This is a genomic window from Streptomyces sp. TP-A0356 (assembly GCF_001417775.1).
GTDB lineage: Bacteria > Actinomycetota > Actinomycetes > Streptomycetales > Streptomycetaceae > Streptomyces.
In genome coordinates this window covers 166,044-189,176 of sequence record NZ_BBZJ01000024.1, presented here as the reverse complement: position 1 = coordinate 189,176, position 23,133 = coordinate 166,044, and the positions used below count along the sequence as shown (strand labels likewise).

The following is a 23,133-nucleotide window of genomic DNA, read 5'->3' as shown; positions in this document are numbered from 1 at the left end:
ATGAGGAACGCCGGGGGCCTCCGACTCCGATCGCGCGCTCGTTACCCAGTGAACCGGCGCAGCCGGACCGCGAGGAGGACGCCGGACTACGTGAGGGTTGGATCGGATCGATCGTCGGCGACCTCGATCTGTCGTAAGGCTTCGACGCCCCCTAGCCTCATCGCCTGCCTGGATGGCCGCGACGGTGCGCGCCCCCGCAGGCCGGACGGAGCCGGAGCAAGGTGCGACAGCCCTCACGCAGAAGGGGGCGCCTCTCGGCGAGAGGCACCCCTTCTGACGGCGCGCGCGTGGCTCACCCGTGGATTACGCGGCCCGGCGCGGCCCGTCTGGCTCAGTTGTCGCCGACACGGGAGCCCAGGGTGAGCACGACCGTGTGGGACTTTCCGTCGCGCTGGTAGGTGACCGTCACCTTGTCGCCCGGCTTGTGGGTCCAGATCTCGCCGATCAGGGTCGGACCGCTGTCGACCACGGTGTCGTCGAGCTTGGTGATCACGTCACCCGGCTTGAGGCCCGCCTGGTCCGCGGGGCCGCCCGACTCGACCGCGGAGGAACCGCCCGCGCCCTGGTCGGTGATCTTCGCGCCGCTGGTGGTGTCCTCCAGTGAGACGGCGGCGCCGATCTTCGCGTAGACCGGCTTGCCCGTCTTGATCAGCTGCTGGGCGACGTACTTCGCCTGGTCGATCGGGATCGCGAAGCCCAGGCCGATCGAGCCGGACTGGCCGCTGCCGCCCAGACCGCCGCTGTTCGTGGACTGGATGGCCGAGTTGATGCCGATGACCGCACCATGTGCGTCCAGAAGGGGGCCGCCGGAGTTGCCCGGGTTGATCGAGGCGTCCGTCTGCAGCGCGTTCATGTACGACGACTTGCTGCTGGAGCTGCCGTCGCTGGATGCCACCGGACGGTTCTTGGCGCTGATGATGCCCGCGGTCACCGTGTTCGACAGGCCGAAGGGCGCACCGATCGCGATGGTCGCATCGCCGACCGCCACCTTGTCCGAGTCGCCGAGGGCCAGCGGCTTGAGGCTGGACGGGGCGTTCTTGAGCTTGATGACCGCGACGTCGTAGCCCTGCGCGTGTCCGATGATCTCCGCGTCGTACTTCTTGCCGCTGGGGAACGTCGCCGTGAGCTTTCCGCCGTTGACCACGTCGGAGACGACATGGTTGTTGGTGATGATGTGGCCCTGGGTGTCGAACACGAAGCCCGTGCCGGTGCCGCCCTGGCCGCTGGTGCTCTCGGCCTCGATGGTGACCGTGCTCGGCAGCGCCTTGGCGGCCACGCCCGCGATGGAGGCGCTGTCGCGCTTGATGTCGCCGCCATTGGTGGACGCGGAGACGGTGGTCGAACCGCTGGAGTCGTCGCTCTTGGCCAGCTGGTAGCCGAGCCCGCCACCGATGCCGCCCGCGACCAGCGCGGCGACGAGAATCGCCGCGACCAGTCCGCCGCGGCCGTCCTTCGGCTTGGGGGCCGGCTGGTACGAGGCACCCCAGACGTCGCCCGGACCGCCGCCGCCCGCGTACCCGGGGGTGGCCGGCGGTGGCGGCGGCCACCCCGCCCCGGCCGCCGGGTAGGCGGGCTGCCCCGGCGGCACCGGCGGAAGCTGCGCGGTCGACGCCTCCGGCTGCGGCGCGCCGGGCGCGCCCCCGGCGGGCGGAGTGCTCCCCCCGCCGGGACCGGGGGTCCCCGCGGACGGCGCGTGCCCTTCGGGGACCGCGCCCGGCGCGGAAGCGGGAGCGTCCACCGGCACGGGAGGTGCAGACGGGGCCGGGGGTACCGCAGTGCCCTCGTTCTCGGTGCTCACACTCTTCTCCTCGTTCCACGGCTGTTTCTGGTCGCACTCGGCCACACTCGCTCACCTTGTGGCGCCGGGCGCGCTTCAGCTGTGCATGTCCTGTTGTACGCCGTCAAGCTTTTCCCACCGGACGTCAGGGCACCATAAGCGGTGGCTGTGGGTCCGGGCCCTACCTTTATATCGGACCTGTCCGAACAAAAATCTGCATTCCCGACACCTCGCCGATGCCTTCGCGTCGCCTTCCGACCCCACGCTTTCCCTCTGACGGTGGCACCATGACGCCGTGACCCATGCAAGACAGCACCGGATCCAGGTCGTCGCCCACCGCGGAGCCTCGGAAGATGCCCCCGAGCACACCTTGGCCGCGTACAAGAAGGCGATCGAGGACGGGGCGGACGCCCTGGAGTGTGACGTCCGGCTGACCGCGGACGGACACCTCGTGTGCGTCCACGACCGGCGCGTCAACCGTACGTCCAACGGCCGCGGCGCGGTCTCCGCCCTGGAACTCGCCGACCTGGCCGCCCTCGATTTCGGCTCCTGGAAGAGCCGCGACGAGGAACCCGACTGGGAGCACCGCCCGCAGGACCCCGAGGACACCTCCGTCCTCACCCTGGAGCGCCTGCTCGAACTCATCGCCGACGCCGGACGCCCCATCGACCTGGCCATCGAGACGAAGCATCCGACCCGCTGGGCGGGGCAGGTCGAGGAGCGGCTGCTGATGCTGCTGAAGCGATTCGGCCTGGACGCACCGGAGTCCCCGGACGAGTCGCCGGTACGGGTCATGAGCTTCTCGGCGCGCTCGCTGCACCGTGTGCGGGCCGCCTCGCCGACCCTGCCCACGGTCTATCTGCTGCAGTTCCTCTCGCCCCGGCTGCGCGACGGGCGGCTGCCCGCGGGTGTCCGGATCGCGGGCCCTTCGATGCGGATCGTGCGCAGCCATCCGGCGTACATCCAGCGGCTGAAGCGGGTCGGCCACCAGGTGCACGTATGGACCGTGAACGAGCCCGAGGACGTCGATCTCTGCGTCGAACTGGGCGTCGACGCCGTCATCACCAACCGCCCGAGCGCGGTGCTGCGCCAGCTCGGCCGCTGAGCGGCATGCGCCCCCTGCCTCGCATTCCTCCTGGAAACGGCTGAAATCCAGCCACTGACTACAAGGAGTGCACCGGCGCGTTCGGACCGTGTTCGACCGTCATGAGTGCGTCAGTGCCCGGACGGGGGCCGGTTTCCGGTCCAGTCGCATGGGGCATTCACACCGTGGCGTGGGGCGAAGGAGGTCTCGGGGGTGGCGTTGGTGGTGGCACAGGAGGTGCCCACGTCGTCGAGCATGGCCGTACCCCATGGTCCTGCGGGCGTGGGGGAGGCGAGACATCGGATGCGCGACCAACTGCGTACCGGTGGCGTGTCGGAATCGGTCATCGACGATGCCGTACTGATCCTTTCGGAACTACTCAGCAATGCATGTCGCCATGGCAGACCACTCGGCGACGGACTGACCGGAGACGGGGACGTGCGCGCCGCGTGGCGCGTGGACGCTTCCGGGCGACTCACGGTCGAGGTCACGGACGGAGGCGGCCCCACCCGACCGGTCCCCTCGACCCCCTCGGTCACGGCCCGTGGCGGCCGAGGGCTGAACATCATCACGGCGCTGGCCAAGGACTGGGGCGTACGGGACGACGTCCGGGGCGAGGTCACGGTCTGGGTCATCGTCCAGGACGACGCCGTTTCGGCGCGTCGCCGCGACGACTTCGCTACGCGCGTCACGGCGCCCTCCGTGTCGGAGATGCCCGACCTGGGCTTCGCGGACGCGTTCGACGACGTGGGCTGAGGGGCTGGGCCCGCCGTCCGTCTCGATCCGGGCTCCCGGACCGCGTCCGTCTGGACCTGGAGCGGCCTGCACCGAGCGGGCAAGGACCGGGACGGCTGTGACGGTCACCACCTGAGGCGGTCCGGACCAAGAGGGCCGGGACTCTGACGCCCCGGACCGAGAGGGCCGGAACTGTGACACCCCGGACCGAGACGCTCGGGACCGGGACGGCCAGCACCGCGACGCCCCGGACCGGGACGGCCCGGACCAAGACCGTCCAGATCAGGACGGCCAGGACCGTCACGCTCCGGACCAAGGCGATCCAGACCAGGACAGCCGGGACCGACCAGAGGGGCCGAGGGCATCCCCGAGGCACCCGTCCGGTCGAGCCGAGGCGGCCCACCCAGGTGGGCGCCCGTACGCACGTGCCGGACCCACACCGGATCGCGACAAGCTGGGGCCCGGGGCACGCGCTCGCTCGTCCCCCGCGGACCGGCGTTGCCGGAGACATGCGCCCATACGGTGGCCGGGATTCGGTGGCGCACGCCCCGGCGCAAGTCTCCGACCTGGTTCGAAGCACAGTTTCGGGGACGACTCGGTGCGTTGTCCACAGGATCCCGTCGGGCGTCGTACGAGCGGCTAGGCTCGCGCCCGTACGAAACGAGCCGTAACCGGGAGACACCCACGATGGCCAAGAAGCGAACCCAGACCAAGGCCAAGCGCCCGCAGCTCACCGAGGGTGCCCCCGCCGTAGGCGCTGATGGGAGCATCCCGGTCGTCAGCGCCCGCGAGCCCTGCCCCTGCGGCAGCGGCCGCCGCTACAAGGCCTGTCACGGCCGGGCCGCCGCGCACGCGGTGACCGAATTGGTGCAGCGCCCCTTCGAGGGCCTGCGCAGCGAGGGCGACTGGGTGGCGCTGCGCGAGCTGGTGCCCGCGGCGACCGTCGAACTGGCGCTCAGGGGCGGCCTCCCCGAGGGCGTCCCGTCGGTCACGCTCGCCACGGTCCTGCCGATGGCTTGGCCGGCGCTGCGCCGCGACGACGGCTCGGTCCTGCTCGGACTGCAGAACGACACGGCCTCGGGCGACATCAGCCGGGACCTCGCGGACACCCTCCAGCGTGCCCTCACCGCCGAACCCGGCACCCCGGTCCAGGGCCGTCGCGCGCCCGCCGAGGGCCCGCGGCTGCAGGACCTGCTGGACCCGGAGGGCGCCTTCGAGCCGGTCGTGCACAGCGGCTTCGAGTTCTGGGTCCCCGACACGGAGCATGTGACACCGGAGGTGACCGCCTCCCTGGAGCGGGCCAACGCCGCCGCCATCCCCACCGTCAGACTCCAGGGCGTCGACGCCGCGTACTGGTGCGAGACCGCCGACAAGAACCATCTGCGCTGGGTCATGCCACACCCCGAGGAGCAGCTTCTGGACGCTCTCGCACGGCTGCACGCGGCCGGGCGGTCGGGCCTCGGCGAGGGCACACGCCTGGTCGGCTCCTTCCGCGCGCACGGGCTCACGGTCCCGGTGTGGGACCTGCCGAGCGGCATGAGCGCGGAGGACGTGGAGAAGCCCGCGGCCGAGTTCGCCGAGCGGCTCGCGGCGGCCCTGGCGTCGGACGCACCGCTCACGGCGGACGAGCGGCGGGCGCGCGGCGGGCTGACCAACCGACAGGTGACGCTCAGCTGAGGCACAGCATTCGGCTGACCGACCGGTCAGCCGGTGCAGGACTCTCGCCGCGGGTGACTCCTGTCACAAGTCGCCGTTGTGACAGGTAAATCCGTGTCCGAATAGCCGAGATCGAATTTGCGAACCGCCGATCTCTTGTTACCGTTCCAGTAGCCCGGTTGCTGGTGCATCCCCCGTCGCCAGCAACCGGGTCTTTCCATGTGCACGCGCGTCCGGCACCGCGCACACCCTCAACTGCCTTACACAGAGGCCCGGTTACTGTTCATCCGGTTCGACGGCGTCGCTTCCGGAGCGCAGCAGCAGCGTTCCGCGCCCGTCGCCGCCCGCGAACTCCGCGACCGCCGAGTACGCGGCCATGTCGCCCGACACGCGCTGCCGCGGCGTCTCACAGGTCTCCGGATCGTCCGCCGCGCTCACCGCGCAGTGCATCTCGACACTGCGTCCGCCGGGCCCCATGAAGCTCAGCACGGAGCTCAGCGCCGCGCCGGTGGCATTGCGGTAGTACGTCCGCGCCCAGGTCTCCCGCCCCTGCGTCAGCACGCATGTCTGCGCCTCGATGCCATCGGCGGAGGAGAGTTGGGGACCGCAGCGGACGGCGGTGGCAAGGCCGTTCTGCAGCTTGGGAGAGTCGGAGGAGACCGGCTGCTTCGCGTCATCCTCCGCCGGCGTTCGGGTCGCGGCGCGGTCCGCGGCCCCGGCCGGCGGGGCGGACGCGTCACCGACCGGCCCGGCGGATGCCACGGCGATCGGCAGTGCGGTCACGACCGCCGCCACGCCCATCAGCGCGAACAGCCGCACCCTGCGGGGGTCGGGCCGGCCGCGGACCGGTGGGTCGCTCTCGTACCCCCGATTCCCGCGTCCCCCAGGACGAATCAGCATGAGGCCGAAGATATCGATCGATCACGGACGCCCGGTTCGCCGCGCGCCCGACACCCTTACAACTCGGGTGCGCTCACACCCGTACGAGTGAGGGCCTCCACGACGGCGTCCACGACGGCCTCCACGTCGGGGACCCAGGGCGAGGCGGAGCCGGGCAGCGGCGCCCGCTCCCAGCGGACCTCCCCGTGGCCGGTCTCGGACGGGGGCAGCGCCACATAGCCACCCTCGCCATGGAAGCGCAGCGACCCGGGGACGAAGTCCTTGGCGTAGAGCAGCTCACCCAGCTGCTCCATGGAGTACGGCGCCACGAGGATCGCCCAGCGGTGCGGCGCGGCCACCACCGGACCGAGGCGCATGCCCTTGCGGTCGAGTGCGGCGAGGGCACGCGAGGCCGCGAGGGCGGGCAGGCTGACCGCGCAGGGCGCCCGGCCGCCGGTGGCCAGCACGATCGGTGCGGACGGCCGGTTGGTCCACCACCAGCGCACCATCCGCTCGTCGGTGGTGGCCGCGAGCAACCCGGGGTCGAAGGGGTGCGCGCCGGGCACCGTGCACTCCGGGTCGGGGCACGCACAGCGGGCAAGCCCCTGCGGGTCCGGGGCCACGCCCGGGAGAACGGGCCACTGCCATTCGGTCGCGAAGGTCAGGGCCGCGCTGATCAACTCAGGCCTCCCGTCGTTCCGCCTGGACAGGAGCCTGCGTCGCCTTCCGAGGATCTCGCGCATGAGCGCTCGTTCCTTTCCGTTGCACGCCTGGCAACACCGAGGACCACATCACACCATGTGTCGATCACTTCACCGTGCGTACCTGCTGGCGTCTCACACCCCTGTCCTGGACAAGGGGAACCCCTATAGGCCGAGCGTTGGCTGCGTCCGCGTCCATGCTGCGCCCATCACAAGCATGGGCCTGGCGTGGGGTGGCGGCGCCTGGCGATTTGCCGTCCCGCTCTAACTCGCCGCCTCCGCCACGGGAGGATGGGGCTCGGCCGTCGGTGGTTAAGACGCCCGGGTCCGGCGCCAGGTTCCGGGTGGTCCCCAACCACCCCTGGCCTTCACCGAGTACGTACCCATCACGACCGCTGTGACGCTCTGTCGAACGAGGCCAGTCGACCGCAATCAGGCAATACCCGAGGCGTTTTTGAGCCAACTTTGCTTTCCCGCAAGAGAGTAGGAAGGCCCCACGGACACCAGGAATCCCAGCAGGACAATGCTGGACATCCCCTCACGAGTGCGTGTACATGTGGAGACACTGCTAGCGGCGCAGATTGACATAGGGGTTTGCGATGCTATCGAGCAATACGCGCCGGTCCGAGAGCCGGACTCCATGAACGCCCCTCACCCTCCGAAAGTGGCTGGAATCGATCCAACGGTTCCGCCGCCCGCACACACTGTCGCGTCGACGCCTGCCGCCACAGGCGTCCCCTCGGCCACTTCACCCTGCGCCGGCCCGGGAGCCCTCCTCCAGGACCGGCTCGCCTGCTGGGTCTCCGACCTCACGACGCTCCACGAACTCACCGAGCGCCTGGCGCGCACGGACACACTCGCGGAGGCACTCCAGGAAGTGCTGCGCGCGGGAGCCGCCCTCGTGGGCGCCCGGCGCGGTCTCGTCGTCCTCGAACCGCGCGACGGCCTCGGCCCCGACACCACCGTCGGCCTCGGTCTCGGCCGCGCCGACCTAGGGCACATCGAGACCGTGCCGCGCAGCTCCCTGTCGTACGGCAGGATCTTGGACGGGCTGCCGGGCGGTGAGCGCGAGATCGCGCAGCCCGACCTGTTCTCCGAGGACGGCCTCGACCCCCGCCACCGCGAGGTGGCCGCCCGGCTCGGCTACGCCGCCAGCTACGCCCTCCCCCTGTCCACCGAGGCTGCCGGCCGCCTCGGCGCGGCGGTCTGGCTCTACGACGAACCGGCCGAGCCCGTCGAGCGCCGACGCCACCTCGTCGGTCTGTACACCCGCTACGCGGCCGAGCACGTGGCGCGGCTGGTCGAAGTCGAGCGCACGCGCGCGTGCATGGCGACGATCTCCGAGGAACTGCTCCCCACCCGGCTGCCCCGGATCCCCGGCGTCCAGCTCGCCGCACGGCGCCGCACCGGCCCGCGCGGGGGCGGCGACTGGTACGACGCACTGCCGCTGCCCGACGCCGCGCTCGGCCTGGCGGTCGGGTCGGTCACCGGCTCCGGGCCCAGCGCGGTGGCCGCGATGGGCCGGCTGCGGGCCTCGCTGCGCGCGTACGCCGTGATGGAGGGCGAGGACCCCGTGGCCGTCCTGTCCGACCTGGAGCTGCTTCTGCGGCTCACCGAGCCCGCCCGCTCGGCCACCGCCCTGTTCGCGTACTGCGAGCCCGAGCTGCGCAAGCTCACCCTCGCCGGGGCCGGGCACAGCCCGCCGCTGGTGATCGGCCGACGGCGCACGGAGTTCGTGGAGACCTCGCTGTCGGCGCCCCTGGGGATGCTCGCCTGCTGGGAGGCGCCGAGCGTCGAACTGACCGCGGAGCCGGGCGAGACCGTCCTGCTCTACACCGACGGGCTGCTGCACCGCACCGGTGACCCCATGGACCGTGCCTTCGCCCGGCTGCACGCGGCGGCCGCGAGCGTGCCGAGGCCGGTGCGCACCGACCCGGGAGCCATCGCCGACCACGTCCTGCGGGCGGTGCTGCCGGACGGTGACGGTCTCGACCAGGGGCGCAGCACGCAGGACGTCGTCCTGCTGGCGGCCCGGTTCGAGTGAATCCCGGGCACGGCATGTGAGGCCCCGGTGACAGGTCTTCCGGCCCTGGGCGCCCTTCTGTACGACCGTACGATGGAGGAGGCCCCAGTGCCGTATCCAAGGAGGATGACCGTGGCGGACGAGCTCACTCCGGAGACCCCGGACGAGACCGAAGAGCCGATCAAGCAGCGCAAGAACAGCCTGTACCCGGGCGTGTCGGACGAGCTGGCCGAGAACATGAAGTCCGGCTGGGCCGATACCGAGCTGCACGATCTGAAGCCGGTCGCCCAGGCCTCCGAAACCGCCGCCCGCCGCGCCGCCCTCTCCGCGCGCTTCCCGGGCGAGCGCCTGGTGATCCCCTCGGGCAACCTGAAGACTCGTTCGAACGACACGGACTACCCCTTCCGTGCCTCCGTGGAATACGCGTACCTCACCGGCAACCAGACCGAGGACGGCGTCCTCGTCCTCGAACCCACCGCCGACGGCCACGAGGCGACGATCTACCTGCTGCCCCGCTCCAACCGTGAGAACGGCGAGTTCTGGCTCTCCGGCCAGGGCGAGCTGTGGGTCGGCCGCCGTCACTCCCTCGCCGAGGCGGAGCAGCTGTACGGCATCCCGGCCTCGGACGTGCGCGAGCTGCCCACGCGGCTGAAGGAGGCCACCGGCCCGGTCCGCGTGGTCCGCGGATACGACGCCGGCATCGAGGCCGCGCTGCACGACAAGGTGACGGCCGAACGCGACGACGAGCTGCGCGTCTTCCTCTCCGAGATGCGACTGGTCAAGGACGCGTTCGAGATCGGCGAGCTGCAGAAGGCCGTCGACTCGACCGTGCGCGGCTTCGAGGACGTGGTGAAGGTCCTCGACAAGGCCGAGGCCACCTCCGAGCGCTACATCGAGGGCACGTTCTTCCTCCGCGCGCGCGTGGAGGGCAACGACGTGGGCTACGGCTCCATCTGCGCGGCCGGCCCGCACGCCTGCACGCTGCACTGGGTGCGCAACGACGGCCCGGTCCGCTCCGGCGACCTGCTTCTGCTGGACGCCGGCGTGGAGACCCACACGTACTACACCGCGGACGTCACCCGCACGCTGCCGATCAACGGCACGTACAGCGAGATCCAGAAGAAGGTCTACGACGCCGTCTACGAGGCCCAGGAGGCCGGTATCGCGGCGGTGAAGCCGGGCGCCAAGCACCGCGACTTCCATGACGCCGCCCAGCGCGTGCTGGCCGAGAAGCTGGTCGAGTGGGACCTGGTCGAGGGCCCGGTCGAGCGCGTTCTGGAGCTCGGTCTGCAGCGCCGCTGGACCCTGCACGGCACGGGCCACATGCTCGGCATGGACGTGCACGACTGCGCGGCCGCGCGGACGGAGACGTACGTCGACGGCACGCTGCAGCCGGGCATGGTGCTCACGGTCGAGCCGGGCCTGTACTTCCAGGCGGACGACCTGACCGTCCCGGAGGAGTACCGCGGCATCGGCGTCCGGATCGAGGACGACATCCTGGTCACGGAGGACGGCAACCGGAACCTCTCGGCGGGCCTGCCGCGGCGCTCCGACGAGGTCGAGGCGTGGATGGCGTCCCTGAAGGGCTGATACGGGAGCGAATGGCCGGGTACCGATGGGAGGTGCCCGGCCATTCGCATGAGACATGAGATACGGGGGGTTTCGTTGGTCAGAGGTCCCGGTTCCGCGGACGAGTTCTGGTCCTGTGTCGGTGTCGACCTGCATCTCGAACCGGACGCCACCGACGGGCGACGGGCCGGCCTGGAGCGGGCGTTGCGGGACGCCGTACGGGACGGGCGGCTCTCGCCCGGTACGCGCCTGCCGGCGACACGGCGGCTCGCGGCCGATCTCGGCGTCTCCCGCGGCACGACGAAGGCGGTGTACGACCAGTTGGTGGCCGAGGGGTACCTCACGGCACGCCAGGGCTCGGGAACCCGCGTCGCACAGGTGCCCTCACAGGCCGTGGCGGCGGCCGACGACACTCCACGCGCGCGTGCTCCGCGTCTCGACCTGCGGCCCGGCAGCCCGGACGTCGGCGCGTTCCCGGCGGCGGCCTGGCTGCGGGCGCTGCGCCGCGCGATAGCGACGGCGCCCTCACGCGCGTACGACTACGGAGATCCGCGCGGCCGCATCGAACTGCGCACGGCGCTGTCGGGATATCTCGGGCGGGCGCGGGGTGTGATCGCGCCGCCCGAGCGGATCGTGATCACGTCGGGGTATGTACAGGGCCTCGCCCTCCTCACACGCGTGCTGGACGGCGGGGCGGTCGCGATGGAGGATCCGGGGCTGCCGTTCCACCGTGACGTGGTGCGGCACAACGGCGGGAGCGTCGTGCCGCTGCCCGTCGACGAACGGGGCGCGTGCGCCGACCACGCCGGGGACTGGGCGGACGCGTCGGCCGTGGTGGTCACGCCGGCCCATCAGTACCCGACCGGGGTCACGCTGCACCCGCGACGGCGGCGGGCGCTGACGGACTGGGCACGCGCGCGGGGCGGGCTGGTCGTCGAGGACGACTACGACGGGGAGTTCCGCTACGACCGGCAGCCCGTCGGGGCGCTCCAGGGAATGGCGCCGGGCCATGTCGCGTACCTCGGCACCGCCTCCAAGACACTCGGCCCGGCGCTGCGGCTGGGCTGGATGGTGCTGCCGCCGCACCTGGTGGACGCGGTGGCCGACGCCAAGCTGCACAGCGACCACCACACCGAGTCCATCGGGCAGTTGGCCCTCGCGGAGCTGGTCGACAGCCATGCGTACGACCGGCACATCCGCGCGTGCCGACTGCGCTACCGGCGCCGCCGCGACCAGCTCCTGGACCGGCTGGGAGCGCGCTGGAACGCCCGCGGGATCGCTGCCGGGCTGCACGCGCTGGTCGACGTCCCCGACGAGGAGGCGGTGGTGGCGCGGGCCGAGGCGGAAGGGCTCGCGGTGGGACGGCTCGGCGACCACTGGCACACGGCGGGCCAGGACCGGCCGCAGGGGCTGGTGGTGGGCTACGGGACGCCCCGGGAACGGGCGTATCCGGAGGCGCTGGAAGTACTGGGGCGGGTACTGGGGGAGTCTTCGCGCGGCTGAACGGCGCGGAACCCGGGCGCCTGGCCCGCAGCGCCCGAACCCGCCACGGGACGCTGGGAGGGGCACCCGTCGATGCCCTCGGGCAGGGTGACGCTACACGGGCATCAAAGGCGCGTCGGCCTTCCACTTCAGGACCTTGTCGAAGCTCACCACCGCCCCGCCCCGCCCCGGCTTGTTGCCGATGTGGACGTGGTCGGCGAGTTCCTGGATGAGACACAGGCCCCGGCCGTGCTCGGCGTCGGTGCAGGCCGGCCGGATCGCGGGACGGGCTCTGCCGGAGGGGAAACCCGGGCCCGAGTCGGCGACTTCGATGCGGCACTTCTCGCCGTCCAGGTAGGCCGTGACCCGGTACGCCTCGGAGAGACCGCCCTGTGCGGTGCCGCCCCCGTGCTCGACCGCGTTGGCGCAGGCCTCGCTCAGGGCGACGGAAAGGTCGTAGGAGATGTCCGGGTCGACGCCCGCGGTCTCCATCGTGCCCAGCAGGAGCCGTCGGGCGAGCGGCACGCTCGCAGCTTCGCGCCGCAGATGGAGTGACCACCAGATGCTCATGCTCCAGCCTCCTGGCCGCGGCTCGACATACCGTTACGTATTGCCGCGAGTGGCCGCTCGCAATCGCCCGATCAACGAGATGCCGCCCGTACGGCGGATGTGCGGGAGCCGGGTTCGGTGTATGCGCAGGCGGCCCTCACCCGAAGGTGATCTTCCGGATCACCCTCTGATTACCGTACGAACGCCACCTAGCGGACCTGCCGTACGGGGTCGGCGGGGCCAGTGGGATGATGAGGCCGCCATGAGTGCCCCCCACCAGCGCACGGCGCGCACCGGATGCGATCTCCGGGTTCTGCGGGCCGCGGTGTTCGCCGCGGTCTGCGTCGTGCTGGCCGCGGCCGGGCACGGACTCGCCTCCTGCGCCACCGTGCCGCTGTGGACGCTCGGCGCCGGTTTCCTCGGCGTGTTCGCCGTCGCCGCGGTGCTCGCCGGGCGGGAGCGCTCGCTGCCGGGCATCGCCGCGCTCCTCGCGGTGGGCCAGGTCCTGCTGCACACGCTGTACGGGCTCGGGCAGCACTCCGGCGCCGCGGCCATGACGCCGACGACGATGTCCGGGGCCGACGCCACGCTCGTGGCCCGGGCCGCCCACATCCTGTGCGGCGCCACCGCCTCGGCGATCTCCCCGGCGCAGGCCCAGAAGATCCTCGCCGACGCGCGGCTGGCCACGGGTACGGACATGGCCGCCATGCACCACCCGGCGGATGCTCTGTCGACCGCGGCCGGTTCGTGGTGGTCGGTGCTGCCGTCCGTGCCCATGCTGCTCGGTCACGTCCTCGCGGCCGTCGCCGCGGGGTGGGTGCTGCGCCGCGGGGACATGGCGTTGCTGCGGCTCATACGGCTGTCGGCGCACGGGGTCGCGGAGGGGGCGCTCGTGCGGTCCCTGCGATCGTCGTTCGCCCTTGTGCGCGCCCTGCTGGCCGGGCTCCCCGGTGCCCCCGAAGCGGGGCTTGGCGTCAGGCGCACCGCGTTCCTCGTACCGCCGAAGCCACGGACGGCGGCACTGCAGCACACGGTGATCCGGCGCGGCCCGCCGTCCTCCACTCCTGTCCTGCTCGCTGCCTGACGCGACGCGCCACTCCACTCGCCCTTGCTTGCGGAGGGGCCGCGGTCGTGCGGCACGCGCGCGTGCCCATGAGCTGCCACCGAGGTGGCCCGCCCCCGCGCACGCGCACCTCTCTTCGCCAACGGACTCTCACTCGGAGTGGAGTGCTCTCTGTCATGAAGGCCATCAAGGGTTCTCTGAAGGCTTCCCGTATCGCCGTCGTCGGCGCCGCCGCAGCGTCGGCCGTGCTCGTCCTGTCCGCGCCCGCGTTCGCGCACGTCACCGTGCAGCCGGAGGGCGCGGCCGCCAAGGGCGGCTACGCGACGGTCGACTTCAAGGTCCCCAACGAGCGCGACAACGCCTCGACCACCAAGCTGGAGGTCGCCTTCCCGGCCGACCACCCGCTCGCCTCGGTGATGCCGCAGCCGATCGACGGCTGGGCCGTACAGGTCACCAAGTCCAAGCTCGCCAAGCCGCTCACGCTGGACGGACAGAAGATCGACGAGGCTGTCACCAAGGTCACCTGGACCGCCACCGGCAAGGGCATCGAACCGGGCTACTTCCAGAAGTTCCCGCTCTCGATCGGACAGCTGCCCAAGGAAGCCGACCAGCTCGTCTTCAAGGCCCTGCAGACGTATTCCAACAAGGAGGTCGTGCGCTGGATCGAACCGCAGACGGCGGGTCAGGCGGAGCCCGAGAACCCGGCCCCGGTGCTCGAACTGACCGCCGCCTCCTCCGACTCCGGCCACCACGGCTCCTCGGCCGCCTCGGCTCCGTCGGCCGCCAAGGACACCGCGGCCTCCTCCTCCGGCGGCAGTGACACCACCGCCCGTGTGCTCGGCGTCGTGGGCATCGTCGTCGGCGCCGCGGGCGTGGCCTACGGCGTTCTGGCCGGCCGCCGGCGCACCACCGACGCCTGAGGCACGACTCGCCTCCGGGCGCGCGCCGGGGTCGTACGTCACCGCCGTGACACTCCCTACGCCCCCGGCGCCGCCGGAGCCCTGACAACTGGGACATCTCTCCATGCACAAGAAGAAGACGCCTCTCCATCCGCAGAAGAAGAGGCTCGCCGCGGCCGCCCTGCTCGCCGCCGCCGCGTTCACCCTCTCCGCCTGCGGATCCGGCACCGGCGGCGACAAGCCGGTCGCCGAGGTCTCCGCCGAGTCCGGATCGGGCAAGGCCGCGACCGTGCTCGACCAGCCGTTCGAGAAGCCGGACCTGGTGCTCACCGACACCCACGGCAAGAAGTACGACCTCCGCGCGGAGACCAAGGGCAAGCCGACGCTGATCTACTTCGGCTACACCCACTGCCCCGACGTCTGCCCGCTGACGATGAACAACCTCGCCGTCGCCAAGAAGGAGCTGCAGAAGAACAAGCAGCTGAGCCAGGCGCAGAAGGACTCGCTGCGGATCGTGTTCGTGACCACCGACCCGCAGCGCGACACCCCCTCGGCGCTCGGCACGTGGCTCAAGGGCATCGACCCCGACGTCGTGGGCCTGACCGGCGACTTCTCCACCATCCAGGCCGGTGCCCGCACCGTCGGCATCAGTATCGAGGCGCCGAAGAAGGACAAGGACGGCAAGGTCGTCTCCACCCACGGCACCCAGGTCATCGCGTTCTCGCCGAAGACCGACGGGGGGTATCTGGTGTACGGCCAGGACGCCACCGTCGACGACTACACCAAGGACATCCCCAAGATCATCAAGGGGGAGAACCCGTGAAACGCCGCCTCGGTGTGACCGCCCTGGTGATGGGCACGGGGCTGATGCTCGCGGGCTGCGGCGGCTCGGGCGGCTCGTCCTCGGCCAGACCCGCCCTGAAGATCTCCGGTGCCTACATGCCCGCTCCCGTCAACGGCGACATGGCGGCCGGCTTCTTCACCGTCACGAACTCCGGCGGCGCCGACACCCTCACCTCCGTCACCAGCAGCCTCGCCGGCGATGTCACGCTGCACGCCACCAAGGGCGGTGCGATGGAGGAGGAGAAGTCGTTCGCCGTGCCCGCGGACGGCACCCTCGACTTCGCGAGCGGCGGCAACCACCTCATGTTCGAAAAGCTCACGCACCGGCCGGAACAGGGCGAGAAGGTGCCCGTGCAGCTGCACTTTGCCAAGTCCGGAACGGTCACGGTCGAGATGCCGGTGAAGCCGGCGACGTACGACCCGAAGACCGGTCACTGAGGCAGGGATCACCATGACGCAGACCATCGCTCCCGCCGGGCACGTCCCGCAGAACGTCCGTACGGCGCCCCGGGGCACGCCCCGCACCCGGGCGGTGCGCGGGCTGCTGGCGCTGCTGCTCGCCGTGGCGGGCGTGCTGTTCGGCGGGGCCTCCCCCGCCTCCGCGCACGCCGCGCTGACCGGCAGCGACCCCGCCCAGGGAGCGGTGGTCGACAAGGCGCCCACCGAGGTCTCGCTCACCTTCTCCGAGCAGGTCGCCCTCTCCGACGGCTCGCTGCAGGTCCTCGACCCCAGGGCCCAGCGCGTCGACACCGGCGCGGTGTCCCACCTGAACGGGACGACGTACGGGGTGAAGGTGCGCGCGGGGCTCCCGGACGGCACCTACACCGTCACCTATCAAGTGGTGTCCGCGGACAGCCATCCCGTCTCCGGCGCCTTCACCTTCTCCATCGGCGCACCGTCCGCGACCACGGTCTCGGTCTCCGGGCGGGCCGCGGGCGGCGGGGTGGTCGGGGGGCTCTACGGGTTCGCGCGATACGTCTCGTACGCCGGGTTCATCGTCCTGATCGGCGGCGCGGCGTTCGTGCTGGCCTGCTGGCAGCGGGGCGCCGGGGTGCGGGCGATGCAGCGGCTCGTGGTCTCCGGCTGGATCGCGCTCACCTCTGCGACGCTCGCGCTGCTCCTTCTGCGCGGCTCGTACACCGGCTCGGGGAAGGTCGCCGACATCGTCGACCTCTCCCTGGTCGGGCAGGTGCTGCAGACCAAGGCGGGGGCGGCACTGGTCTCCCGGCTGCTGCTGCTCGCGGCGGCCGCACTGTTCATCGCGGTGCTCTTCGGGGCGTATGTGAAGCGGGACGCAGACGGCGAGGAGGCGGCGGGCGGCGACGGTGGCAGGGGCGCACCCGGCGGCGACGCCCCGGGCGTGGAGGAGGACGACCAACGGGCCGCCGAGAAGCTGGACCTCACCTTCGGGCTCGGCATCGGTGGGACCGTCGTCGCGGCGGGCCTCGCGGCGACCTGGGCGATGGCCGAGCACGCCTCGACCGGCCTTCAGCCGGGCCTCGCGATGCCGGTCGACGTGCTGCACCTGCTGGCGGTCGCCCTCTGGCTGGGCGGGGTCGTGGCCCTGCTCGTCGCGCTGTACCGGGCGCCGTCGATCGGGACGGCGGCCGTACGGCGCTTCTCCCGCCTCGCGTTCGGCAGCGTCGTGACGCTGGCCGCGACGGGGATCTACCAGTCGTGGCGCCAGGTCGGCTCCTGGTCGGCGCTGACCGGGACGACGTACGGACAGCTGCTGCTCGTGAAGGTCGGCCTGGTGGCCGTCCTCGTCGGCATCGCCTGGACCTCACGGCGCTGGACGGCGCGGCTGGCGGACGCCCCCACGACCGCGGTCGCGACGAAGGGTCCGGCGAAGAAGGAGTCTTCGGCGGGGAAGAAGCATCCGGCGGCGAAGAAGCGGGCGGCGGTGGCGGCCAAGGCGTCGGCCAAGGGCGGTGTGTCCGCGAAGGCGGGCGGCTCGGAGAAGGCGGCCGGGACGGCATCCGGTACGGGCAAGGGCTCCGGGGCTCCCGGCAAGGCCGAAGGCCCGCCGTCGTCCCGTAAGGGCGGTGGCCCCGGGGGTCGCACGCCGGGTGGCTCCGGGCGCTCCGAGCGGGCCGCCCAGTTGGCCCGGCAGCAGGCTGCCATGGCCGCGGCGCGGGCCAAGCGGGTGCGGGACGCCGACCCCGTCCGTGCGGGGCTGCGCCGCTCCGTGCTCGCCGAGGCGGCCGTCGCGGTCGTACTGCTCGCCGTCACCACCGCATTGACGACCACCGAGCCGGGGCGAACGGAGGAGGCCGCCCAGGCCGCCACCGCCTCCGCCTCCCAGCGGTCCGGCCCTCTGTCGCTGAAGATCCCCTTCGAGACCGGTGGCCAGGACGGCAAGGGCACCGTGCAGATCACCCTCGACCCGGCCCGTGTGGGTGGCAACGAAATGCATGTCTACGTGGTGCGTTCCAACGGCCAGGCCTTCGACGTCCCCGAGGTGAAGGTCGCCTTCACGCTCGCGGCGAAGGGCATCGGCCCACTGCCCGTGGTGCCCGACCGCATCGCCACCGGACACTGGTCGGCCGCCGGCGTGCAGATCCCCATGGCGGGCGACTGGCAGATCGCGGTGACCGTGCGGACGTCCGACATCGACCAAGTGACCGTGAACAAGAACGCGAAGATCGGCTGAACCTCACCATGGCTGACCAGTCCACACAGGAAACGCACGTCGGCGGCTCCCTCGAAGGCGCCGTTTCCGATGGCGGCTTCCCCCGAGGGGGCATCTCCCGGCGGCGGCTCCTGGGCACCGCCGGTGCCACCGGGCTCGCGCTGGGTGCCGTGGGCGGGGCCGCCGGATACGCCGCCGCGCCCGCCGAGCAGACCACGCCCCTGACCTCGCTCGGCGCGGGCAGCGTGATGTTTCACGGGAAACATCAGCCCGGCATCACCGACGCCCTCCAGGCCCGCGGCCACCTCGTCGCCTTCGACCTCGCCGCGGGCGCGGGCCGCAAGGAGGCCGCCGCACTGCTGCGCCGCTGGTCGGCCACCGCCGAGCGGCTGATGGCGGGCGACGCCGCGGCGCACGACGACACCGACGTGGCCCGTGACGCCGGACCGTCCTCCCTGACGATCACCTTCGGCTTCGGGAACAGCTTCTTCTCCCGTACGGGACTGGACAAGCAGCGCCCGTCCGCCCTGGACCCGCTGCCCGACTTCTCCTCCGACCACCTCGACAAGTCCCGCAGCAACGGCGACCTGTGGGTGCAGATCGGCGCCGACGACGCCCTCGTCGCCTTCCATGCCCTGCGCGCGATCCAGAAGGACGCGGGCGGCGCGGCGCGGCTGCGCTGGCAGATGAACGGCTTCAATCGCTCACCGGGCGCGACCGCGCATCCCATGACGGCCCGCAATCTGATGGGCCAGATCGACGGCACACGCAATCCGAAGCCGACCGACGCGGACTTCGACCAGCGCATCTTCGTGCCCGCCTCGGGCGACCCGGCATGGATGGCGAACGGTTCCTACGCAGTCGTACGACGTATCAGGATGCTCCTCGACGACTGGGAGAAGCTCTCGCGCACGGCCCAGGAGCAGGTCATAGGGCGCCGCAAGTCCGACGGGGCACCGCTCAGCGGCGGCACCGAGACCACCGCGATGGACCTTGAGAAGACCGGCACGGACGGGAAGCCGGTCGTGCCCATCAACGCGCACGCGCGGATCACCCGGCCCGACCGGAACGGAGGCGCGGCGATGCTCCGTCGTCCGTTCTCCTTCCACGACGGCTTCGACGCCGACGGGAGCCCCGACGCGGGTCTGCTGTTCATCTGCTGGCAGGCGGACCCGCTGCGGGGCTTCGTCCCGGTGCAGCGCAAACTCGACCGGGGCGACGCGCTCTCCGCGTACATCCGCCACGAGGCCAGCGGCCTGTTCGCGGTGCCGGGCGGGGCGGCGCAGGGGGAGTACGTGGGGCAGCGGCTGCTGGAAGGATGACAGCCGCGTCTCCCGGGAGAGGGCCCCTTGGACCGGGTCCCCCGGACGGGCTGCGATTTCCCCAGGTGTGAGCCGAGTTCGCCGGGGCCCATGAGACCACGCGACCCGGGCGGGCGTGGTGCAAGGATCCCTTAGGGTGAGGTCATGCCAGCCAGCTATGCGTATCTCGGTCCTGAGGGCACCTTCACCGAGGTCGCCCTGCGTACGCTGCCGGAGGCCGCGACCCGGGAGCTCGTTCCGATGGTGTCGGTGCCGGCGGCGCTCGACGCCGTCCGCACCGGCGAGGCCGAGGCCGCCTTCGTACCGATCGAGAACTCGGTGGAGGGCGGCATCACCACCACGCTCGACGAGCTGGTCGCGGGCGAGCCGCTGATGATCTACCGCGAGGTGCTCCTCTCGATCACCTTCGCGCTGCTGGTCCGGCCCGGCACGAAGCTCTCCGAGATCAAGACGGTCACCGCGCACCCGGCCGCGCAACCGCAGGTGCGCAACTGGCTGAAGGCCAACCTCCCGGACGCCGTGTGGGAGTCGGCCGCGTCGAACGCGGACGGTGCCCGCCTGGTCCGGGAGGGGCGCTACGACGCGGCGTTCGCGGGCGAGTTCGCCGCCGCGCGCTACGGCCTGCAGGCGCTGGAGACCGGCATCCACGACGCGGAGAACGCGCAGACGCGGTTCGTGCTGGTCGGCAGACCCGCACGGCCGGCGGCGCCGACGGGCGCGGACAAGACCTCCGTCGTCCTGTGGCAGCGCGACGACCACCCCGGTGGGCTGCGCGATCTGCTCGGTGAGTTCGCCGTGCGGGGCGTCAACCTGATGCTGCTGCAGTCCCGCCCGACCGGAGCGGGCATCGGGAACTACTGCTTCTGCATCGACGCCGAGGGCCATATCTCGGACCGTCGGGTGTCCGAGGCGCTGATGGGGCTCAAGCGGATCTGCCTGCAGGTGCGGTTCCTCGGCTCGTATCCACGTGCGGACGCCAAGCCGGACGACGTCCGGGTCCCGCTGCCGGGGACGTCGGACGACGAGTTCATGTCGGCCGCGGACTGGGTGGCGCGCTGCCAGGACGGCCGGTTCTAGACTTCCGGCTGCGGGGTGTCCGGTCCTACCTGCAGATTTTCGCTGTCCACAGAAGTTATCCACAGGTGGGCTTCTCGATCTGGGGACAAGTCGACACCATGACGTCAGGGGGTCGACAAATCTCTCTGAGGATCCATCCCCCGTCCATCGTCAGGGCCCTCACAGTTGTCCACCTGTTTCTCTCGATCAACACTTTGGGGCGACCACTTTCCACCCGAAAGTGCGGATGGTGACGGTTTGACCCGCGAATTCTCCGACCTGCGCGCCACTTTGGGAATGATCACCTCCGAAGTCCACAGATCTTCCGCACAGCCTGTGGATAACTGCATCGCGGCTGTGGAAGCCTGTGGACAAGCGCACACCAAATCCCGTGCTCCACAAGGAAGTCGGGTCAACGATCGGCACCCGAACTGCCCCGTCCGGGGACCGGCACCCCTTTTCTTGACACGCAGCGTAATTGCCGCATAACGGAACTTGGGGTGCGGATCGAATACAGAGTCGTGAGCCGGAACTCCGCACCGGTAGCCTTGAGGCGTGATTGACCTTCGCCTGCTCCGTGAGGACCCCGACCGTGTTCGCGCCTCCCAGCGCGCCCGTGGTGAGGACGTCGCGCTCGTCGACGCCCTCCTCTCCGCCGACGAGCGGCGCAGGTCGTCCGGCGTCCGCTTCGACGAGCTCCGTTCCGAGCAGAAGGCGCTCGGCAAACTGATCCCCAAGGCTTCCGCCGACGAGAAGACCGAGCTGCTGCAGAAGGCGAGCCGGCTCGCGGCCGACGTCAAGGCGGCCGACGCCGAGCAGCACGAGGCCGAGGAGGAGACCCGGCGGCTCCTGCAGCAGCTGGGCAACCTCGTGCACCCGGACGTCCCGGTCGGCGGCGAGGAGGACTTCGTCGTCCTGGAGACGCACGGCACCATCCGTGACTTCGGCGCCGAGGGCTTCGAGCCCAAGGACCACCTGGAGCTCGGCGAGGGACTGGGCGCCATCGACGTCGAGCGCGCCGCGAAGGTCTCCGGCTCGCGCTTCTACTACCTGACGGGCGTCGGCGCCCTGCTGGAGCTCACCCTGGTCAACGCGGCGATGGCGCAGGCCGTGGAGGCCGGTTTCACCCCGATGCTGACGCCGGCCCTGGTCCGCCCGCGCGCCATGGAGGGCACGGGCTTCCTCGGCCAGGCCGCCGAGAACGTGTACCACCTGGAGAAGGACGACTTCTTCCTGGTCGGCACCTCCGAGGTCCCGCTCGCGGCGTACCACATGGACGAGATCATCGACGCGGACAAGCTTCCGCTGCGCTACGCGGGCTTCTCGCCGTGCTTCCGCCGCGAGGCCGGCACCTACGGCAAGGACACTCGGGGTATCTTCCGCGTGCACCAGTTCGACAAGGTCGAGATGTTCTCGTTCGTCGACCCCGAGGACGCCGAGGACGAGCACAAGCGGCTCCTGGACTGGGAGAAGCAGTGGCTGACCGCGCTTGAGCTGCCGTTCCAGGTCATCGACGTGGCGACGGGCGACCTGGGCGCATCCGCCTCACGGAAGTACGACTGCGAGGCCTGGATCCCGACCCAGGGCAGGTACCGCGAGCTGACCTCGACCTCCAACTGCGACTCCTTCCAGGCCCGCCGCCTGTCGGTCCGCATGCGGGACGGCAAGAAGGTGCAGCCGCTCGCGACGCTGAACGGCACGCTGTGCGCCGTACCGCGCACGATCGTGGCGATCCTGGAGAACCACCAGCTGGCCGACGGCTCCGTGCGGGTGCCCGAGGTCCTGCGCCCGTACCTGGGCGGCCGGGAGCTGCTGGAGCCCGTGGCCAAGTGAGCACGGCCGAGCTCACCGGTTTCCCGTACAAGCTGATCGCGACCGACCTCGACGGAACGCTCCTGCGCTCCGACGGGACGGTCTCGGAGCGCACACGTGAGGCGCTCGCCGCGGCCACCGCGGCGGGCGCCGCGCACATCGTCGTCACCGGGCGTGCGGTCCCTTGGACGCGCCCCATCCTCGACGCCCTCGGCTACCGAGGCATCGCGGTGTGCGGCCAGGGGGCGCAGGTGTACGACTCGGGAGAGCACCGGCTGCTGACCTCGGTGACGCTGGACCGGCAGGTCGCGGGACTCGCGCTGGCGAAGATCGAGGCCGAGGTGGGCCCGCTGCTGCTGGCCGCCAGCCGGGACGGGCTGGACGGCGAGGTCCTGGTCGGCCCCGGCTACCGGGTCCATGAGGGGCCGTTCCCGTACCAGCCGATCAGGGACGCGGCGGACCTGTGGTCGGCGCCGCTGAACAAGGTGTACCTCCAGCACCCGACGCTGAGCGACGACGAACTGGCCGAGGCGGCGCAGCAGATCGCCGGCGGCCTGGTCGGGGTGACGATGGCGGGCGAGGGGATCGTGGAGATCCTTCCCCTGGGCCTGTCCAAGGCGACGGGACTGTCCCTGGCGGCCCGGCGTCTCGGCATGAAGGCCGTGGACACGATCGCCTTCGGCGACATGCCGAACGACATCCCGATGTTCGCGTGGGCGGCGCACGGCGTGGCTATGGCCAATGCCCACCAGGACCTCAGGGCGGTCGCGGACGAGGTGGCGCTCTCGCACGACGAGGACGGCATCGCGGTGGTGCTGGAGCGATTGCTGGAGCAGGCGTAGCCAGGGCCACACCTGTACGCGGAGGATGCGCGGATCGAACGCGCGCGGGGGCGACCCCGACCACGGCTTAGCAAGCCGGTGCCTTACCACTCGGCCAATCCTCCGGGTGGGCGGCCCGCGCGAAGCCCATCGCGCGCTCGAAGCGGCCGCCCCGGGCAGCTCCCCGTGGGGGCGGGCTCGACGGAGGGGTAACTACTCCGGAGCCCGCC

At 71.5% G+C, this 23,133-nt stretch carries 19 protein-coding genes and 1 tRNA gene; 15 read left to right on the top strand and 5 right to left on the bottom strand.

Annotated elements, in window-relative coordinates:
- Positions 1–331: 331 nt before the first annotated feature.
- The gene (locus tag ASC56_RS26305; RefSeq protein ID WP_055494053.1) at positions 332–1,798 is read right to left on the bottom strand and encodes a S1C family serine protease; all 1,467 of its coding nucleotides are present in this window, start codon (positions 1,796–1,798) and stop codon (positions 332–334) included.
- A 274-nt stretch (positions 1,799–2,072) separates the two neighbouring features.
- Between ASC56_RS26305 and ASC56_RS26300 the strand changes: the two genes are divergently transcribed.
- The 3 genes from ASC56_RS26300 (at position 2,073) to ASC56_RS26290 (ending at position 5,273) form a co-directional block, all read left to right on the top strand.
- Positions 2,073–2,882, top strand: coding sequence for a glycerophosphodiester phosphodiesterase (locus ASC56_RS26300; protein WP_055494020.1), 810 nt, complete (start codon positions 2,073–2,075; stop codon positions 2,880–2,882).
- Positions 2,883–3,074: 192 nt separating this feature from the next.
- The gene (locus ASC56_RS26295) at positions 3,075–3,617 is read left to right on the top strand and encodes an ATP-binding protein (protein WP_234377061.1); all 543 of its coding nucleotides are present in this window, start codon (positions 3,075–3,077) and stop codon (positions 3,615–3,617) included.
- A 666-nt stretch (positions 3,618–4,283) separates the two neighbouring features.
- Positions 4,284–5,273 carry a DUF5926 family protein gene (locus tag ASC56_RS26290; protein WP_055494018.1) on the top strand — a complete coding sequence of 330 codons (990 nt, stop codon included), beginning with the start codon at positions 4,284–4,286 and terminating at the stop codon, positions 5,271–5,273.
- 255 nt (positions 5,274–5,528) lie between these two features.
- Here ASC56_RS26290 and ASC56_RS26285 read toward each other — a convergent pair whose 3' ends face one another.
- The gene (locus tag ASC56_RS26285; protein ID WP_371330289.1) at positions 5,529–6,152 is read right to left on the bottom strand and encodes a hypothetical protein; all 624 of its coding nucleotides are present in this window, start codon (positions 6,150–6,152) and stop codon (positions 5,529–5,531) included.
- Positions 6,153–6,208: 56 nt separating this feature from the next.
- Positions 6,209–6,874: a bifunctional DNA primase/polymerase gene (locus tag ASC56_RS26280; protein WP_055494017.1), complete on the bottom strand. Its 666-nt coding sequence runs from the start codon at positions 6,872–6,874 to the stop codon at positions 6,209–6,211.
- A gap of 481 nt (positions 6,875–7,355) precedes the next feature.
- On the opposite strand from ASC56_RS26280, the gene ASC56_RS26275 reads away from it, so the two are divergent.
- The 3 genes from ASC56_RS26275 to ASC56_RS26265 all read left to right on the top strand — a co-directional run bounded on the left by ASC56_RS26275 (position 7,356) and on the right by ASC56_RS26265 (position 11,927).
- Positions 7,356–8,876 carry a PP2C family protein-serine/threonine phosphatase gene (locus tag ASC56_RS26275; RefSeq protein ID WP_079102707.1) on the top strand — a complete coding sequence of 507 codons (1,521 nt, stop codon included), beginning with the start codon at positions 7,356–7,358 and terminating at the stop codon, positions 8,874–8,876.
- Positions 8,877–8,987: 111 nt separating this feature from the next.
- Entirely contained in the window at positions 8,988–10,445 is a 1,458-nt protein-coding gene (locus ASC56_RS26270) for an aminopeptidase P family protein (protein ID WP_107309354.1), read from the top strand.
- Positions 10,446–10,493: 48 nt separating this feature from the next.
- Positions 10,494–11,927 (top strand): PLP-dependent aminotransferase family protein, encoded by a 1,434-nt coding sequence (locus ASC56_RS26265; RefSeq protein WP_055494014.1) that lies wholly within the window; start codon positions 10,494–10,496, stop codon positions 11,925–11,927.
- Between the two features lie 93 nt (positions 11,928–12,020).
- Here the strand turns inward: ASC56_RS26265 and ASC56_RS26260 are convergent, their stop codons facing one another.
- Positions 12,021–12,476, bottom strand: coding sequence for an ATP-binding protein (locus tag ASC56_RS26260; RefSeq protein WP_055494013.1), 456 nt, complete (start codon positions 12,474–12,476; stop codon positions 12,021–12,023).
- A gap of 241 nt (positions 12,477–12,717) precedes the next feature.
- On the opposite strand from ASC56_RS26260, the gene ASC56_RS26255 reads away from it, so the two are divergent.
- From ASC56_RS26255 to ASC56_RS26215, 9 genes are all read left to right on the top strand, one after another.
- Complete coding sequence (locus ASC56_RS26255; RefSeq protein WP_055494012.1) at positions 12,718–13,539, top strand: hypothetical protein; 822 nt, start codon at positions 12,718–12,720, stop codon at positions 13,537–13,539.
- Positions 13,540–13,694: 155 nt separating this feature from the next.
- Positions 13,695–14,438, top strand: coding sequence for a YcnI family protein (locus ASC56_RS26250; protein WP_199836068.1), 744 nt, complete (start codon positions 13,695–13,697; stop codon positions 14,436–14,438).
- Between the two features lie 103 nt (positions 14,439–14,541).
- Entirely contained in the window at positions 14,542–15,240 is a 699-nt protein-coding gene (locus ASC56_RS26245) for an SCO family protein (protein ID WP_055494011.1), read from the top strand.
- A 29-nt stretch (positions 15,241–15,269) separates the two neighbouring features.
- On the top strand, positions 15,270–15,698 hold the full coding sequence (locus tag ASC56_RS26240; RefSeq protein WP_055494050.1) for a copper chaperone PCu(A)C: 429 nt from the start codon (positions 15,270–15,272) through the stop codon (positions 15,696–15,698).
- A 13-nt stretch (positions 15,699–15,711) separates the two neighbouring features.
- Positions 15,712–17,913 (top strand): copper resistance CopC/CopD family protein, encoded by a 2,202-nt coding sequence (locus ASC56_RS26235; protein ID WP_079102706.1) that lies wholly within the window; start codon positions 15,712–15,714, stop codon positions 17,911–17,913.
- A gap of 8 nt (positions 17,914–17,921) precedes the next feature.
- A complete protein-coding gene (gene efeB / locus ASC56_RS26230) occupies positions 17,922–19,214 on the top strand; it encodes an iron uptake transporter deferrochelatase/peroxidase subunit (protein WP_055494010.1) in 1,293 nt (430 codons plus the stop codon).
- Positions 19,215–19,358: 144 nt separating this feature from the next.
- On the top strand, positions 19,359–20,291 hold the full coding sequence (gene pheA / locus ASC56_RS26225; protein WP_055494009.1) for a prephenate dehydratase: 933 nt from the start codon (positions 19,359–19,361) through the stop codon (positions 20,289–20,291).
- 534 nt (positions 20,292–20,825) lie between these two features.
- Positions 20,826–22,103 carry a serine--tRNA ligase gene (serS, locus tag ASC56_RS26220; protein ID WP_055494008.1) on the top strand — a complete coding sequence of 426 codons (1,278 nt, stop codon included), beginning with the start codon at positions 20,826–20,828 and terminating at the stop codon, positions 22,101–22,103.
- Positions 22,100–22,924 (top strand): HAD family hydrolase, encoded by an 825-nt coding sequence (locus tag ASC56_RS26215; protein WP_055494007.1) that lies wholly within the window; start codon positions 22,100–22,102, stop codon positions 22,922–22,924. Before serS ends, ASC56_RS26215 begins: the two co-directional genes overlap by 4 nt.
- Before the next feature lie 19 nt (positions 22,925–22,943).
- On the opposite strand, the gene ASC56_RS26210 is transcribed toward ASC56_RS26215, so the two are convergent.
- Positions 22,944–23,028, bottom strand: a tRNA-Ser gene (locus tag ASC56_RS26210).
- Positions 23,029–23,133: the final 105 nt, after the last annotated feature.

Bases quoted from the DNA above. Each gene is read 5' to 3' on its own strand.
- ASC56_RS26250 (WP_199836068.1), top strand. From the start codon at position 13,695: ATGAAGGCCATCAAGGGTTCTCTGAAGGCTTCCCGTATCGCCGTCGTC.
- ASC56_RS26235 (WP_079102706.1), top strand. From the start codon at position 15,712: ATGACGCAGACCATCGCTCCCGCCGGGCACGTCCCGCAGAACGTCCGT.
- ASC56_RS26275 (WP_079102707.1), top strand. From the start codon at position 7,356: ATGCTGGACATCCCCTCACGAGTGCGTGTACATGTGGAGACACTGCTA.
- ASC56_RS26280 (WP_055494017.1), bottom strand. From the start codon at position 6,874: ATGCGCGAGATCCTCGGAAGGCGACGCAGGCTCCTGTCCAGGCGGAAC.
- efeB (WP_055494010.1), top strand. From the start codon at position 17,922: ATGGCTGACCAGTCCACACAGGAAACGCACGTCGGCGGCTCCCTCGAA.
- ASC56_RS26290 (WP_055494018.1), top strand. From the start codon at position 4,284: ATGGCCAAGAAGCGAACCCAGACCAAGGCCAAGCGCCCGCAGCTCACC.
- ASC56_RS26255 (WP_055494012.1), top strand. From the start codon at position 12,718: ATGAGTGCCCCCCACCAGCGCACGGCGCGCACCGGATGCGATCTCCGG.
- pheA (WP_055494009.1), top strand. From the start codon at position 19,359: ATGCCAGCCAGCTATGCGTATCTCGGTCCTGAGGGCACCTTCACCGAG.
- ASC56_RS26265 (WP_055494014.1), top strand. From the start codon at position 10,494: ATGAGACATGAGATACGGGGGGTTTCGTTGGTCAGAGGTCCCGGTTCC.
- ASC56_RS26240 (WP_055494050.1), top strand. From the start codon at position 15,270: ATGGGCACGGGGCTGATGCTCGCGGGCTGCGGCGGCTCGGGCGGCTCG.
- ASC56_RS26285 (WP_371330289.1), bottom strand. From the start codon at position 6,152: ATGCTGATTCGTCCTGGGGGACGCGGGAATCGGGGGTACGAGAGCGAC.
- ASC56_RS26260 (WP_055494013.1), bottom strand. From the start codon at position 12,476: ATGAGCATCTGGTGGTCACTCCATCTGCGGCGCGAAGCTGCGAGCGTG.
- ASC56_RS26245 (WP_055494011.1), top strand. From the start codon at position 14,542: ATGCACAAGAAGAAGACGCCTCTCCATCCGCAGAAGAAGAGGCTCGCC.